The organism is Rhodococcus koreensis, from assembly GCF_017068375.1.
GTDB classification, from domain to species: Bacteria; Actinomycetota; Actinomycetes; order Mycobacteriales; family Mycobacteriaceae; genus Rhodococcus_F; species Rhodococcus_F koreensis.
Map to the genome: position 1 here is coordinate 4151653 of NZ_CP070609.1, position 13186 is coordinate 4164838.

General features: G+C 67.5%; 10 protein-coding genes. 6 read left to right on the top strand and 4 right to left on the bottom strand.

The window, feature by feature from the left end:
• Positions 1-164 precede the first annotated feature (164 nt).
• Positions 165-1346, top strand: coding sequence for a PucR family transcriptional regulator (locus JWS14_RS18950; protein ID WP_206014083.1), 1182 nt, complete (start codon positions 165-167; stop codon positions 1344-1346).
• A gap of 5 nt (positions 1347-1351) precedes the next feature.
• Here the strand turns inward: JWS14_RS18950 and JWS14_RS18955 are convergent, their stop codons facing one another.
• Together JWS14_RS18955 and xsc are read right to left on the bottom strand one after the other, a co-directional pair.
• Positions 1352-2107, bottom strand: coding sequence for a sulfite exporter TauE/SafE family protein (locus JWS14_RS18955; protein WP_095865370.1), 756 nt, complete (start codon positions 2105-2107; stop codon positions 1352-1354).
• Positions 2108-2270: 163 nt separating this feature from the next.
• Positions 2271-4079, bottom strand: a complete 1809-nt coding sequence (gene xsc / locus JWS14_RS18960) for a sulfoacetaldehyde acetyltransferase (RefSeq protein WP_095865371.1) — start codon at positions 4077-4079, stop codon at positions 2271-2273.
• Positions 4080-4277: 198 nt separating this feature from the next.
• Between xsc and JWS14_RS18965 the strand changes: the two genes are divergently transcribed.
• From JWS14_RS18965 to JWS14_RS18980, 4 genes are read left to right on the top strand one after another with little or no spacing between them, the layout of a single operon-like run.
• Positions 4278-5111 (top strand): IclR family transcriptional regulator, encoded by an 834-nt coding sequence (locus tag JWS14_RS18965; protein ID WP_072942490.1) that lies wholly within the window; start codon positions 4278-4280, stop codon positions 5109-5111.
• Between the two features lie 10 nt (positions 5112-5121).
• The gene (locus JWS14_RS18970; protein WP_072942491.1) at positions 5122-6090 is read left to right on the top strand and encodes an AAA family ATPase; all 969 of its coding nucleotides are present in this window, start codon (positions 5122-5124) and stop codon (positions 6088-6090) included.
• 10 nt (positions 6091-6100) lie between these two features.
• Positions 6101-7813 carry a cobaltochelatase CobT-related protein gene (locus tag JWS14_RS18975; protein ID WP_206014084.1) on the top strand — a complete coding sequence of 571 codons (1713 nt, stop codon included), beginning with the start codon at positions 6101-6103 and terminating at the stop codon, positions 7811-7813.
• A gap of 43 nt (positions 7814-7856) precedes the next feature.
• The gene (locus JWS14_RS18980; protein WP_206014085.1) at positions 7857-8540 is read left to right on the top strand and encodes a phosphonatase-like hydrolase; all 684 of its coding nucleotides are present in this window, start codon (positions 7857-7859) and stop codon (positions 8538-8540) included.
• Positions 8541-8588: 48 nt separating this feature from the next.
• On the opposite strand, the gene JWS14_RS18985 is transcribed toward JWS14_RS18980, so the two are convergent.
• Both JWS14_RS18985 and JWS14_RS18990 read right to left on the bottom strand, forming a co-directional pair.
• Positions 8589-9614: a glutamate ABC transporter substrate-binding protein gene (locus tag JWS14_RS18985; RefSeq protein WP_206014086.1), complete on the bottom strand. Its 1026-nt coding sequence runs from the start codon at positions 9612-9614 to the stop codon at positions 8589-8591.
• A 37-nt stretch (positions 9615-9651) separates the two neighbouring features.
• Positions 9652-11199: an amino acid permease gene (locus JWS14_RS18990; RefSeq protein WP_206014087.1), complete on the bottom strand. Its 1548-nt coding sequence runs from the start codon at positions 11197-11199 to the stop codon at positions 9652-9654.
• A gap of 295 nt (positions 11200-11494) precedes the next feature.
• On the opposite strand from JWS14_RS18990, the gene JWS14_RS18995 reads away from it, so the two are divergent.
• On the top strand, positions 11495-13102 hold the full coding sequence (locus tag JWS14_RS18995; protein ID WP_206014088.1) for an SLC13 family permease: 1608 nt from the start codon (positions 11495-11497) through the stop codon (positions 13100-13102).
• Positions 13103-13186 lie beyond the last annotated feature (84 nt).

Genomic DNA, 13186 nt, shown 5'->3' on the forward strand with positions numbered 1-13186 from the left:
CCTATTCTGACTGCGTCGACCGGCGTCGCGGTGTGGTCCGGTGCCTGGCGACGTGCACTCTGGCACTAGTGTGGTCCGAGTCACTCCCCGCGGGCCATGGGCGAATCCCGGAAAACGCCGAAGCGGTTCGTGAATTTCACGGGAGTGTGGAATGCGAGGGGAAAGTGCCCGAGTCCGCGGGTGAAGACACGATCCAGCGGTTGTGCCGGCAGGTCTCGGAGGAGATCGAGTCGGTAACCGACCGATCGGTGCGTCAGATCCGTGCCGAGTTGCAGTCGTACGCTGCCGTTCCGATCGATGAACAGCACGAGTACATCGCCCGGCAGCTCGCGGCGACGTTGCGCGCCCTCGCGGAGTGCGAACCCCTCGCCGACGACGTCCTCGAGCGTTCACGTCAGCTCGGCCGGCGCCGGGCAATGCAGGGATTACCACTGTCCGACGTCATCGAGACGTACCACATCGCGTCCCGCGAACTATGGAACACGATGGTCGCCAGAGCGGCCGAACCGACAACCGACCTGTTGCGTGCAGGCGGCATGATGTGGGATCTCGTCCACACCGCCACCAGCGCGGTCGCCGTCGGACACACGGACGCGACCCGAAGCGAACAGACCATCCGCGCGGGCGTGCGGTACCGGTTCTTCGAGGCACTCGCAAGGTCCCCCGACGGAGACGACCGTGATGTGCGCGAGCTGGCGGAGGCGCTCGGGTTCACACCGCAACACGGGTTTCGAGCGGTGTGCGTCGCCGCGGAGGAATGGTCGGAAGCGCAGCTCGAACGGCTGCAACGCACCCTCGACACGATCCCGGGCACCACTCAATGCAGCGGGCACGGCACCGTCATCGTCGCCCTGAGCCAGCACGCACCGGTCGAAGACATCATCCGCGAGGTCCGCCTCAGCCACCCGGGCACCACCGTCGGTGTCGGATTGGACCGCCCCGGCCTGGCCGGAGCGGCGATGAGCATCACCGACGCGCGGCGGGTCCTGCAACTGGCCTCGCCCACCGGCGCCGTGGTCCGATTCGCCGACGAATGGGTCGCCGCGACGCTGGCAGATCATCGCGCCGAACTCACCACGCTGTTGGAACCCGGGGCCACCGTCGCCGCCGACCACCCCCACCTCGTCGAGGCGGTGTCGGCCTTCGCCCGCAACGGCTTCTCCATCAGCGCGGCCGGCCGGGACATCCACCTCCACGCGAACTCGATCACCTACCGACTCGACCGCTGGCAGCAGCTGACCGGCTGGGATCCCCGAACCCTCGACGGCCTGCAGCGCTCGGTGCTGAGTCTCGGACTGTTCCACCGCGATTCGGGCGACACGACCTCCGACACCGCAGGGGAGTAGCAGCTCTACCGCAACGCCACCTGCACGAGGACGGCGGCGCCGAGGAAGCCGAGCAGCCACAGCACGCGCTGGCGGACCTGGTGGGCGGTGGTGCGGTCGAACATCCATTTCCCCGCGGCGGCGCCGAGCATGCAGAGCGGTGTGAACAGGGCGATCTGTGCGAGGACGGGCAGCGTGAGGAGGCCGCCGGCGGCCGATCCCGCCGCGCCGAAGGCGTCGATGACGAGGAAGAACACGACGAGCGAGGCGCGTCCGGCGGCCACGTGGGTGGACGCGGAGAAGTACATGAGGACGGCGGGCGGGCCGCCGAGGGCGAAGCCGCCGTTGAGGAGTCCGGACGCCATTCCCGTCGCGGCGGTGACACCGGGGCCCGGCAGCGACTGCCGGTCGGGGACGGCGGCCATGGCGACGGCGGATCCGATGATGGCGGCACCGAGCAGTACGCGCACCAGGTCACCGGACAGTTGCGTGAGCGCCCACATGCCGACCGGCATTCCGATCAGGGTGCCTGCGAACAACCAGCGCAACGACTTCCAGTGCACCTGTCGCCACACCTGGGGCAGCATCGCGGCGCTGGCGACGACCTCGAGGACGAACACGGTGGGAATCACGGACGTCGGCGGGAGCAGGACGACGAGTCCGGCGACCCACACCATCGCACCACCGAAACCCCCGAAGCCGCGTACGACGCCACCGGCCACCACGATGCCGAGGGCGAAGAGGAGGGCGGGCAGCGACAGATCCCACACCGTTGCCGCCATACCCTGTTGCTCCGCTTCCGTTCGTCGTGGTCTCCGTCAGAAGTGTGGGGGTCGCGGCGGTAAAGCGACAGGTCCAGACCGCGTCGAATCGTCGGTACCAGGACCGCACGGGACGTGGCCCCCGGCGTGATCGCCGGAGGCCACGTGCTGGCAGCGGTTGGATTTACACGTAATCCTTGTACTTGTCGAGCAGGCGAACCGGCTTCGACAGGGCGTCGCGGCGGAAGGGGTCGCCGAGTTCGCGGGTGCACATGATCTCGATGACCGTGGTCTTGCCCTCGTTCATCTGTGCGGCGACCGCGCGCTGCAGCGCGGGACCCACCTCTTCGAGTTTGTCGACGACGATGCCCTCGGCACCCATCGCCTGCGCGATTCCGGCGAAGGATTCGCTCTCGAGCTCACCGGCGACGAAGCGGCGGTTGTAGAAGTCGACCTGGTTCTTCTTCTCCGCGCCCCACTGCCGGTTGTGGAACACGACCGCCGTGACGGGGATGTCGTGCCGGACGGCCGTCATGACCTCGCCCAGGCTCATGCCCCAGGCGCCGTCGCCTGCGTAGGCGATGGCGGGCCGTTCCGGTGCCGCGGCCTTCGCGCCGATGACGGTCGGCAGTGCGTAACCGCAGTTGCCGAAGCTCATCGGGGCGAGGAAGCTGCGCGGCTTCTCGAAGCGGAGGTAGCTGTTGGCGACGGAGTTGATGTTGCCGATGTCGGTGGAGACCATCACGTCCTCCGGCATCGCCTTCTCCAGCTCACGCAGCACCTGACGCGGGTGCAGCCAGTTGCCGTCCTCGCCTTCCTGTTCGGCGATCATGTCGAGGCTGAACGGGTCGCGCTCGTGGGTCCACTCGTCGAGTTCCTTCTCCCACGCCGCCTTCTCGGCGTCGATCTTCTTGCTGCGCTCCTCTCGGTTGGCATCACACGCGAGGGCCTTGCCCTCGAGCCGCTCGGTGAGCGCGACGGCAGCGGCCTTCGCGTCGCCGCAGATTCCGACGGAGACCTTCTTGACCAGGCCGAGCATCTTGTGGTCGGCGTCGATCTGGATGATCTTGGCGTTCTTCGGCCAGTAGTCCATCCCGTGCTGCGGGAGGGTGCCGAAGGGGCCGAGGCGGGTGCCGAGGGCGAGCACGACGTCGGCCTGGCTGATCAGCTTCATCGCGGCCTTCGAGCCCTGGTAGCCGAGCGGTCCGGTCCACAGCGGGTGGCTGGCGGGGAACGAGTCGTTGTGCAGGTAGCTGTTGACGACGGGGGCACCGAGACGCTCGGCGAGCGCCTTGCACTCGTCGACGCCGTCGGCCATCACCACGCCGCCGCCGGAGACGATGACCGGGAACTTGGCCTGCGCCAGCAGTTCCGCCGCCTCGTTCAGGCTCTTCTCCCCGCCGGGGCCACGATCGAGGCGGGTGGGCTGCGGGATCTCCGTCTCGATTTCGCCGTAGAAGAAGTCGCGGGGAATGTTGAGCTGCGTGGGGCCCATCTCGGACATCGCACGGTCGAAGCAGCGGCCGGTGAACTCGGCCATGCGCTTGGGGTTGTTGACGTGGCCCTGGTACTTCGTGAACTCCTGGAACATCGGCAGCTGGTTGGCTTCCTGGAAGCCGCCCAGGCCCGTTCCCATGGTGCCGGCCTCGGGGGTGACGATGACGACGGGACTGTGCGCCCAGAATGCGGCGGCGATCGCCGTGACGCAGTTGCTGATGCCTGGGCCGTTCTGCCCGATGACCATGCCGTGACGTCCGCTGACCCGGGCATATCCGTCAGCCATGTGTCCGGCGCCCTGCTCGTGCACGACTGGGACGAGCCGGATTCCGGCGGGAGCGAAGATGTCCATCGCGTCCATGAAGGCCGATCCCATGATGCCGAACATGTCGGTTACGCCGTTCGCGACCATCGTCTCGACGAACGCCTCCGACGGTGTCATCTTCTGTACGCCGGAAACAGCGGTGCGATCGGCACCGTTCTTCTTCTTGGTCATGTGTGATCCTCCTTCAGGGGCGCGCCGGAACCGGCCGAGAATGTCAAAAATCGGAACGTTTCGTTCGTGATTTTGTGATCTGCAGTGACAGTAGGCCACGTCACACGGTTCGTCAATGAATGTTCCTAAAACCGGAACCAGATGTATGATTTTTCGATACATGATGCGAATGCGTCGCCGTTCTGCCTAGGAGGAACCGTGGGTGAGATTCACCGGATCGACGAGTCGAACGGACACCCGACGACGGAGCTACCCGGAGACACACCGACGCTCCGCCTGTTCGCGCTGCTCGAGATGATCGCGTCCAAGGACCAGCTGTTCACGTTGCAGGGGCTCGTCGAAGAGACGGGCATGGCCAAGCCGACCCTGCACCGCATGCTGCAGCAACTCGAGGGGGCCGGACTCCTCACCCGGCAGAACAACGGCAGGCACTACGGCACCGGTGTGCGCCTGCGCCGCTTCGCCGAGAACCTGCTGCTCAACGACACCCACCACGGGGCGCGGCACGCCATCCTCCGCAACCTCGTCGCCGAACTCGGCGAGAGCTGCAACGTCACCACCCTGTCGGGTAGCGAGGTGGTGTACCTCGACCGCGTGGAAACCTCCGAACCCCTTCGGTTTACACTCCATGCGGGGTCGCGGGTGCCCGCGCACTGCTCGGCGAGCGGCAAGATGATCCTGTCGCAACTCAGCCCCGCGCAGCGCCGGCGACTCCTCGGGCGGATGCCGCTCGAGCGGTACACCAACAAGACGGTCACCGACGTCGAACTCATCGAGACCGAACTCAAGCAGGTCCGCCGCGACGGCTACGCCATCGACGACGAGGAGTTCCTGCCCGGCCTCGTGTGCGCCGCGGTGCTCGTCCCCTGCGCCACAGGTAATTCCAATCTCTGCATCGCAGTCCAGGCCCCGGTCATGCGACTCACCCCCGACAAGGCGCTCAAACTGCTACCCGCGTTGCGGCGGGCCGCCGACGCCATCGGTGAGATCGAGAACGAGGTCCAGGACGACGGAACGGCAGACCTGAACTGAAGGAGGGCGCATGCCCGAAATGACCACTGCGGCACCCAGCCACGTGCTCTCCGCGCGTGAGCTGTTCGGACTCGACACCGACCTGACGGTTCGGGCCTTCCGGGAACCGGTCGACCACGTCCCCGACGTCGACCACGCGTACCGGTTCGATCACGCGGTGACCACCGCCCTGCTCGCCGGGTTCGACCGTAACCGCCGGGTGATGGTGCAGGGACTGCACGGCACCGGCAAATCCACGCACATCGAGCAGGTCGCGGCGAGGCTCAACTGGCCGTGCGTGCGGGTCAACCTCGACGGCCACCTCAGCCGGCTGGACCTGATCGGCAGGGACGCGGTCGTGTTGCGAGACGGCAAGCAGGTCACCGAATTCCAGGAAGGCATCCTGCCCTGGGCGCTGCAGCGTCCCGTCGCCCTCATCCTCGACGAGTACGACGCCGGCCGCCCCGACGTCATGTTCGTCATCCAGCGCCTCCTCGAACGCGACGGCAAACTCACCCTGCTCGACCAGAACCGGGTGCTGTCTCCGCATCCGGCGTTCCGGTTGTTCGCCACCGCCAACACGGTCGGACTGGGCAACCTCAACGGGATGTATCACGGTGCGCAGCGGCTCAATCACGCGCAGATCGACCGCTGGAACATCGTCGCGACGCTCGATCATCTCCCCGCGGAACAGGAGATCGAGATCGTGTCCGCGCGGGTGCCGTCCGTGGGGCGGTCGCTGATCGCGTCGATGGTGGCCGTGGCGAATCTGACCCGCAACGGTTTCCGGCTCGGCGACCTGTCGACGCTGATGTCGCCGCGCACGGTGATCACTTGGGCCGAGAACATCGAGATCTTCCACGACCCGGCGCTGGCATTCCGGTTGTCGTTCGTCAACAAGTGCGACGAGGCCGAGCGGCCCATCGTCGCCGAGTACTTCCAGCGATGCTTCGACGAGGAACCCGAGTGGTCGGCGATGCTCGCGGCGAGCACGGCCTGAGCGGGCGGTCATGGCAGAACTGCCCGTGTGCCCCGAATCGGTCCGTCGTCGGCAGGAGGTTCGTGAACTCTGCGCCGGCAGCATCCGCGCTCTGACCGGTCAGGGTGAGTTGCATTTCCGCGGAACGGAACTTCATCGCGGACATCGGCGGGTGCCGATGCCCGCCCCGCACCTGCACCCGTCGTTCGGCCGCGCCGACGTCGCCTCCTTCCGCGGTGCGGGCGACGGCATGGCGCTGCGACTGCTCCACACCGATCCCGCCCTGCACCGGAGCCTGTACCCGGAGGACACGCCGAGTCGGCTGATCTTCGAAACCCTCGAACAGTTCCGCGTCGAATCGCTGGCCGCCGGCGCGTGGGACGGGGTGCGCGCGAATCTCGCCCACCGATTCTCGCGGTGGTCGCAGGAGTTCGTGGCGTCCGGCCTGACGGAGACCGTGCACGGCATGCTGCTGTTCACGGTGATCCAGATGTGCCGGGCACGGATCACCGCCGAGCCGATACCCGAGACCACGCAGGATCTGATCGAATCGACCCGGTTCGGCCTCGCCTCCGTGCTCGGTGACCAGCTTCCGCAGCTACGCCGAACCCGGCACTCGCAATCGGATTTCGCGGTGCATGCGCTGGCCGTCGCCGACGTGATCGGCCGACGACTGGAGCAGGCCGCGGACGCGGACGAGTCCGACGATACGAGGCGCGACGACCGCGCCGCGACCTTCTCCCTGCTCTTCGACTTCGAGCCGGACGAGAATGACACATTCGCGACGGCCGCGTCGGGCCACAGCCGCGCGCTGGGTGACGGCGGGGACGGGTACCGCGTGTTCACCCGCGCCTACGACGAGACCCGGCAGATCACGTCCCTCGTCCGGCCCGAACTGCTCCGGGATTTCCGCCGGCGCCTCGACGTCGGCATCGAAGACAATCGTCTCAACGTCCGAAAGCTCGGACGGCAGCTGAAGACCCTGCTGTCCGAGCCCGACCGCGACGGCTGGGAGGGCGGGCGCGACGAGGGTTACATCGACGGTCGCCGGCTCGCGCAGCTTGTCACCTCGCCCACCGAACGCAGACTCTTCCGGGCCGAACGCACCGAACCGCGGAACGACGCGACGGTGACGTTCCTCATCGACTGCTCCGGTTCGATGAAGAAGTTCAGCGAACCGGTCGCCGTCCTGGTCGACGTGTTCGCGCGGGCGCTGGAACTGGCCGACGCCCGGTGCGAGATCCTCGGCTTCACCACCACCGCGTGGAACGGCGGCCGGGCCCGCAGGGACTGGCTCCGGTCCGGCCGTCCGGACGATCCGGGACGTCTCAACGAGGTCCGGCAGCTGGTGTTCAAGGACGCCGAGACCACCTGGCGCCGCGCGCGTCCCGCCATCGCGGGACTGCTCAAGGACGACCTGTTCAAGGAGGGCGTCGACGGCGAGGCCGTCGACTGGGCGTGCTCACGGATGCGCGACCGCGGCCCGGGCAGGAGGCTGCTGTTCGTGATCTCGGACGGCAGCCCACTGGACGGCGCCACCGCGCTGGCCAACGACGAGTTCTACCTGGACCACCACCTCCAGGTCGTGGTCGAACGGCACGAGGACGAACGCGCGGTCGAGGTCTACGGCCTGGGCGTCGGGCTGGATCTGAGCCCGTACTACGACCGTTGCCGGACGCTCGATCTGACGCACGGAACCAACAGCGACGTCATCGCCGACGTGCTGTCGATGATCGCCCACTGACAGGCGCGCCTGTGAGTGGCTCAACTGTGAAGGAGTCACCCCCATGACCGAACCCCGGGTTTCGCTGGTTACCTTGGACATTGCCGGCACGAGCGTCGACGAGGGCGGCGCCGTGTACGTCGCGTTACGCGACACCGTCGAGAAGCACCTCGGCGAGCCGCTTCCGGACGATCGGTTCGACCGGTGGAAGGGCACGGGCAAGCGGCAGGCCATCGAGGGACTGCTGCGCGAGAGCGGAGCCCCGGCCGACACGGCCGTTCTCGACTCCGTCGAATCGGAGTTCACCGCAATGCTTCTCGATGCGTACCGGAAGACGCCTCCGACCGCACTGCCGGGAGTCCACGACGCGTTCGGCACCCTGCGGGAGCGCGGCATCAAGATCGTTCTCCAGACCGGTTATTCACGCGAGATCGCGGAACCGCTGCTCGAGCAGGTCGGGTGGGAGATCGGGCGGGACATCGACGGTGTGATCACGAGCGATCAGGTGCGGATGAGCAGGCCGTCGCCGTATCTCATCTTCCGTGCGATGGAACTGGCGGGCGTGCAGAGTGTCGACGAGGTCCTGGTCGGCGGCGACACCCCCAACGATCTGCGCGCGGGCACGAACGCCGGGGCGCGGTACGTGGTCGGCGTTCTGACCGGCGCCCACGACGCCGCGACGCTGCGCCCCGAGCCTCACACGCACATCCTGGAGAGCGCCGCGAAGATTCCCGAACTGCTGGGCTGATCGACGAGTGCGGTCCGGTCCTGCCGCGCAGGACCGGCCCGTGACCCGTCAGTCCCGGTAACTCGGCGCCGGTGGACCCGCCGTCGGCCCCAGCAGGCCCAACCACCGGTCGTACAGGCGATTCCACGTCCCGTCCTCGCGCATCCGTTCCAGGGTTCCGTTCACGAAGCGCACCAGAGCGTCGTTGTTCTTGTTCGCGACGACGCCGTACGGCTCCAGTTCCAGATTCGGGCCGACGATTTCGAGGTTCGGATCCTGCGCTGCAAGGCCGGCGAGGATGGAGTTGTCGGTGGTCGCTGCGTCTGCCTGGCCCAGTTGCAACGTGGTCAGGCAATCGTCCCAGTCGGGGACAGCCACGATCGTGGCTTCGGGTGCCACCCGCTGGATCGTGGCGAGGGACGTGGTGTCGATGAAGGTGCACACACGTTTGCCGGCCAGGTCCGCGGGAGAGGCGATGCCGGATCCCTCCGGTACGAGCAGTCGCTGGAACGCCTCGAAATACACGGACGAGAATCCGACCCGGGTGGCGCGCTCGCACGTGATGGAGGTGGCGTGAACAACCAGGTCCACGTCGTTTCGTTCCAGTGCATCGAAGCGGCCGGCCGACGTCAGCAGACGGAATTCCACCTTGTCCGGGTCGCCGAAGAGGTCGCGGGCGATCTCCCGGGCCAGGTCTACGTCGAACCCCGACAGCGTGCCGGTCGACGGGTCCCGGAAGCTGAACAGGTTCGTGTTCTGGTCGGTTCCGACGATCAGCCGTCCCCGCGCGACGATCGCGGCCAGCGCCGACCCCGGCGGCGCCGTCTCCGGCCGCAGACCGGGATCGGGCCGCAGACTCGACAGCGCGCCGCACGAGGAGGGATCCGGTGGGGGCGGCGGAACGACAGCCGTGGGCGGCAGGATCTCGGCACCGTCCGGGAGCGAGTAGTGCGAATAGTCGCCGGCGAGGGGTGGGGGCAGCGCCGAGGGGGCCGCGCACGCCACACCCACCACACCCAGAGACACTGCCGCGACGAGCGCCACCCGGCACCGCAGGAGCGGGCCGGCCGGGGTTCGTCTCCACGATCTCGTCATCGGCCGTTACAGTTCGATCAGGTCACCGCAGGGGTGTTCACGACTGCCTCCGGTGGTGGCGATGAGAATTCGGCTCCTGTTGCGCCGCCGCGGCCAGTTCGATGTCCGAGCCGCCGAGCGTCTCCACCGACTCGATGCGCTTCTCGGCCTGCGAGACGGACTCGTCCGCCGAACCGACCAGGGGAGCGGCGGAGAGCGATTCGTCGTCGACACCTGCCTTGCCGAGCCACTTGCGCACCTCGTAGCTGATCAGGATGGCGATCAACGTCAGACCGCTCATGAGGAACTGCGAGCGGGTGCTCGGGAGGAAGGCCATCGCGAGGATGACCGTGGCCATCAGCGCGATGGTGGCGTAGCTCAGCCAGGGGAACAACCACATCCGGAGTTGCAGTGCCGCGGGATCTTCGCGCTCGAGGCGCCGGCGGAGCACCACCTGGGAGACGGCGATCAGCAGGTACACGAACAGCGCGACGGCGCCGTAGGAGTTGACGAGGAAGTTGAACACGATGTCGCCCCACACGTACGTGCAGGCGACGGAGATGTAGCCGATGGTCGTGCCGAGCAGAATCGCGCGACGCGGCACGCCGTTGCGGGAGAGCTTGGTGAAGAACTTGGGCGCATCCCCGTTCCGGGTGAGCGCGAACAACATTCGTGACGTGGTGTACAGCGCGGAGTTGAGGCAGGAGAGTACCGCGGTGAGGACGATGAAGTTCATGATCGTGGCGACGCCGGGAATCCCGAGCACCTCGAGCACCGACGCGTACGGACTGACACCGACGCTCTCGGTGTCCCACGGCTGGATCGTGACGACCACGAGAATCGACCCGACGTAGAACGTCACGATCCGCGCCACGATCGACCGCATGGCCCGGGCGACAGCACGTTTCGGTTCCTCCGACTCGGCGGCGGCGATCGTCACGATCTCGGCCCCGGTGTAGAAGGCGACGCAGGGGACGACCGCGGCGAGCACCGCACCCCAGCCCAGCGGGGTGAATCCGCCGTGACTGACGAGGTTGCCGAGCCCCGGCGTCGAATCCGGCCACAGCCCGGTGATCCAGAGGGCGCCCATCCCGAGGAACAGGACGATCGCGACCACCTTGATCGAGGAGAACCAGTACTCGAACTCGCCGTAGGAGCGGGCGGACACCATGTTGGTGGCCGTCAGCAGCAGCATCAGCCCCAGGCTCAGCATCCACAGCGGCACCATCGGGATCCACAGTTGCAGGATCCGGCCGCCGGCGATGGCCTCGACCGCAACGACGATGACGAAGAAATACCAGTACATCCACCCCGTCGCGAACCCGGCCCGACGCCCCAGCGCCTGGCGGGCGTAGACGTAGAACGATCCGACCACCGGCCTGGCCACCGCCATCTCCGCCAGCATCCGCATGATCAGCAACGTGATGATGCCCGCGATGAGGAAGGAGATGATCGCGGCAGGTCCCGCGCCGCCGATGACGACGCCGCTGCCCACGAACAGGCCGGCACCGATCACGCCACCGAGGGCGATCAGGTTCATGTGCCGGCGTTTCAGGCCTTTTCCGAGACCGGAACTGTCGGTGTGTTCGGGAACGGTACTGTCCACATTTCCTCCAGAGGGCGTTGACCGAGCGCGCCGGCTGCCTGCGGCCGCCCGTCGCCGGACAGTGGTGCAGGGCGGGCACCGAGTAGGTGTGATCCACATCACTCATTTGGTGAGTCACCTCACCTTACGACTCGGAAACAGCGCCCGCCCAGAGCCAGATTTGCGGGGAGGAGAGGGACCAGAGGTTGTACGGATCCGAGGTCGGCGGTGGTCGGGCCCGGGACGCGCGGAGCGCATAACGCCCCTCCCGACGGGTACTACTTCGGTACCGATCCACGTCGCCGCGGGAGGCGCCATGACCACCGACAACCAGGGCGACCGAACCGACGTCGACAAGGCGTTGCTCGGACACTCGACGTACCGCAGCCTCGGCGAGCAGCACCTCTCGCCCGCGGAGGAGCGATTCGAGAAGGGCCGCCGCACGATCGGGCTCTTTCTCGCCCCGCTGATCACGATCGGATTCCTCGCGCTTCCCCTCGACATTCCGCCGAACCAGCAGACGCTGGCGGGCGTGCTGCTCGGCGTCATCGTGCTGTGGGTGTCCGAGGCGGTGCCGATCCCGATCGGCGGGCTGCTCGGTGTGGCCGTCGTGGTGTTTCTGGGGGTGGCGCCTGCCGACGAGGTCCTCTCGGCGTTCGGTTCGTCGACGATCTTCACGTTCATCGGCGCGTTCATCCTCGCCCAGGCGATGCTCGAGCACGGCGTGGCGCGGCGGTTCGCGTTCCGGATCCTGACGCTGCCCCGGGTCGGCCAGTCCACCACCGGGGTCATCGTCGCGTTCGGCGTCATCACGTGCGGGCTGTCGGCGTTCGTGTCCAACACCGCGACGGTGGCCATGCTGCTGCCCACGGCCCTGGGCATCCTCGGGGTCATCGCCAAGGTGATGCAGCACCGCGGTGTGGTCGCTCCGGACTTCGACCCGTTGCGGCTCCGCGTCGGCGCCGCGATCATGCTGATGCTCGCGTACGGCGCCAGCGTGGGCGGCCTGCTGACGCCGGTCGGGAGCCCCCCGAACCTGATCGGACGGGGGCTCATCGAGGAGGCCACCGGGGAGCGGATCACCTTCGGGCAGTGGGTGGCCATGGCCGTCCCGATCTGCTTGGTGATGTTCATTGCGCTCACCTTCATCCTGCTGCGCCTCAACAAGCCGGAGATCCGGCGCATCGAAGGCGTCTCCGACTACCTGGCGGAGCAGCGCGCCGAAATGGGCCCCCTGTCCCGTGCCCAGAAGAACACGCTCATCGCGTTCGGGGTCACGGTGTCGCTGTGGATCCTGCCCGGCGTCGTCGCGGTGATCACCGGCAACGACTCCGACCTCTACGCGACGATCAGCGACCGCCTCGACGAAGGCATGGTGGCGGTGTTCGGGGCGGCGCTGCTGTTCCTGCTGCCGACCGACTGGAAACAACGCGAATTCACCCTGCGCTGGCGAGACGCGGCGCAGATCGACTGGGGCACGATCGTCCTGTTCGGAACCGGCATCATCTTCGGGTCGCTGCTCGCCGACACCGGTCTCGCCGAGACGATCGGCACCTCGGTCGCCGATTCGCTGGGCCTGACGAGCGTCGTCGCCATCACGATCTTCGCCGTGCTCCTCGCCATCGCCGTGTCGGAGACGACGAGCAACACGGCGTCCGCGGCGGTCGTGGTGCCGATCGTGATTCCGGTGGCGATCGCGGCCGGGGTCAACCCGTTCGTCCCGGCCCTCGCGGCCACGTTCGCTGCGTCGTTCGGCTTCATGCTGCCGGTGTCGACGCCGCAGAACGCCGTGGTCTACGGCTCCGGAGCGGTACGGATCACCACGATGATCCGAAGCGGGATCACGTTCGACATCATCGGCGGAATCCTGATCATCGTCCTGCTGCCACTGATGGTCGCCGTGGTCGGTCTCGGCGCCGGCTGACGCACGGACGCGGTCGCACATCCCGCTGCGGTGGACGAGATCTGAGAGACTGGCCGCGGAACGATCGCGAGACCACGAGGGGGC